Source organism: Acidovorax sp. JHL-9, from assembly GCF_000426205.1.
In the GTDB taxonomy this organism is placed as follows: domain Bacteria; phylum Pseudomonadota; class Gammaproteobacteria; order Burkholderiales; family Burkholderiaceae_C; genus Acidovorax; species Acidovorax soli.
Map to the genome: position 1 here is coordinate 1 of NZ_AUEX01000058.1, position 2290 is coordinate 2290.

The window sequence follows — 2290 nt, forward strand, 5'->3', positions numbered from 1 at the left end:
GCCGACGACGCCGGCGTTAAACCCCTATCCCCGATCAGTTCAGGTGGGGGAGTTTGAGGTGGCCATAGACGGGGGAATTTGGGTGGCCATCAGGGTTTTGGCTTGCAAGCTGATCTACCTGATCCCTTGAAATTGAAGAGAACTGTAGGCTAAACGAAAGGTGTTTATCGATCCCATTTTCATCGCCGAACAAGCTCTTGATTTGCTCGTTGTAGTTGAGGCAACAAGCCTGAAAGCGTGCGCTGAAACACTCGTCGAGACGGTTCGTCATTTGATGTTCGATTTCGTGTCTGAGACCAATCAAAAAACGTAAATTGTTGGCTGCATCCTTGTCAACGGGCGAGTCCTTGCTGTTCAAGCAACGCTCAAGCTCCCAATATTTGTAGGCTCCCTTCGTTGTCTTGTCGTATTTCTTTCGGCTGCCTGCCATCTTGAAGTAACGATATTCAATACCTTTTCTCCGAAAGTGGGCATGCAGCAGATAAGTCCATGCAATTATCATTAGAACGACGTATATTTCGCTCTTAAATGTAATTGCGGGATTATTGAATACCTGAACCGCCGCCAATGCCGCTTCTCTGGATTTTTTCAGTAGCTCATTTGAAACAGAACCAATTGAGCGAATTCGTTTCTTTTGTGGCATAAAAAATCCCGAGCTATGGTTAAAACTTATTTCAATCGGCTGACGGCATCAATAAATTACTTCACCAACTCCATCAGCTTCCCGAAGCTGTTCACTACGTCGTACTTCACGTTTTCAGGCGCGTACTTCTTGTTGATCTCGTCGAAGAACTTACGGGCGCAACGGATCTTGGTTTTCTCGATCTCATTGAGAACCATCGATGACATGGAGCCCTTGGTTTCGGCAACGAAGTACACGTGCTTGACGGACCCTTCTTTGAAGGAAATGGCCCAGTCCGGGTTGTAGTCGCCCACAGGGGTTGGGATCAGGAAGCCACGCGGCAGCTTGGCGTAAACAACCACATCTGTGCAGGTATCCAGCTCCTTCACGAACTCGCGTTCGATGTTGGAGTCGGTCAGCACGTAGTCATAGATATGGCGCTGGAGCTTGTCACCGGCTTTGCTGAAGTCCTGCTTGGTCTGCCCAGCCGTGAAGATATCCAGATCGAATTGATCGGCTACCGGGTCGTAGGCGAGGTGCTCGATGATCACCGTCGCCTTCTGCTCGTTAATCAGCCGAACCGCTTCTGCAATGAAGTTCTCAGGGTTGGTCTTGAACTGAGCAAACACGGCTACGTTGATGCCACGCAGGATGTCCGCCACTGTTCGCCTTGTGAGCTGCGTACCTTCGGCCAGCTTGCCGATTAGGTCATACTTCACGGCGGAATGGATGGATTGCGTGTTTTGCTCCGTCTCCGTTGCTTTCAGCACGAAGGCGTCACCGTTTTTCATGCCGTCGTACGTAACCTGCGCAGACTGCTCACCGCGCTGGATGGTGTACTGCAATGGCGTTACGCGCAGGTGTTCATCCAGCGCTTTGACCGCCTTGGTGACAAGCTCCTCGGAATCGAACTGCACGCTAAAGGCAGCCTTGCGGTTGATCCTGGCCCAAAGCTCCTTGAATTCCTGCTTTTCGAAGTTGGCGTTGGGCTCCAGCTTCTTCGCCTTGCGGCCATCCTCCGGCTGAATGATCTGGCTTTCGCTGAACACGCTGTCGATCAGTTGGAAAACCTGCTCAGCATGCGGTAGCAGTTCATCTGGCAACGCTTCGAGCGTGCCGTCCTTCTTGGCCTGATGGTATTTCTCGGTGATGTTGCGCTTCTTATCGACGTAGCCGTTCTGGATCAGGTAGAACTCGATGTCAGTGGCTTGATCGTCGGAAACCGTAACCGGGCCATCCGTGGTGTTGAGCACTTTTCCAGTGAAGTAAGCTTTATCTGCCACACGCGGACGCGCAGACAGCGATTCGCTGATGTCTCGTTGCAGTGCGGCCACGAAATCCTTGTAGCTTTCGCTTGCCACCACGGTCAGTACGTTGATGTCGTGAACGATGGAAGGGTGGTCAATCCGATCACCATGCTGGTTAACCGACAAGCGCAGGCCACGGCCCACTTCCTGGCGGCGGGAAATCGTGTTGTCACTGTGCTTGAGGGCACAGATGACAAATACGTTCGGGTTGTCCCAACCTTCACGCAGGGCCGAATGCGAGAAGATGAACCGTACCGGCTCGCTCAGGTGCGTATTTCGGCGAATGTGACCGGTCATTTCGGCGCATCGTGACCGGTGGGCTGAGCGATGTTCTCAGCGCCGTTTCGGTAACGTGACCGCC

At 52.4% G+C, this 2290-nt stretch carries 2 protein-coding genes; both read right to left on the reverse strand.

Annotated elements, in window-relative coordinates; genetic code table 11:
- Positions 1-34: 34 nt before the first annotated feature.
- The gene (locus K225_RS21325; RefSeq protein WP_081679747.1) at positions 35-643 is read right to left on the reverse strand and encodes a DUF3644 domain-containing protein; all 609 of its coding nucleotides are present in this window, start codon (positions 641-643) and stop codon (positions 35-37) included.
- Positions 644-699: 56 nt separating this feature from the next.
- Entirely contained in the window at positions 700-2226 is a 1527-nt protein-coding gene (locus tag K225_RS22675; protein WP_238323287.1) for a hypothetical protein, read from the reverse strand.
- Positions 2227-2290 lie beyond the last annotated feature (64 nt).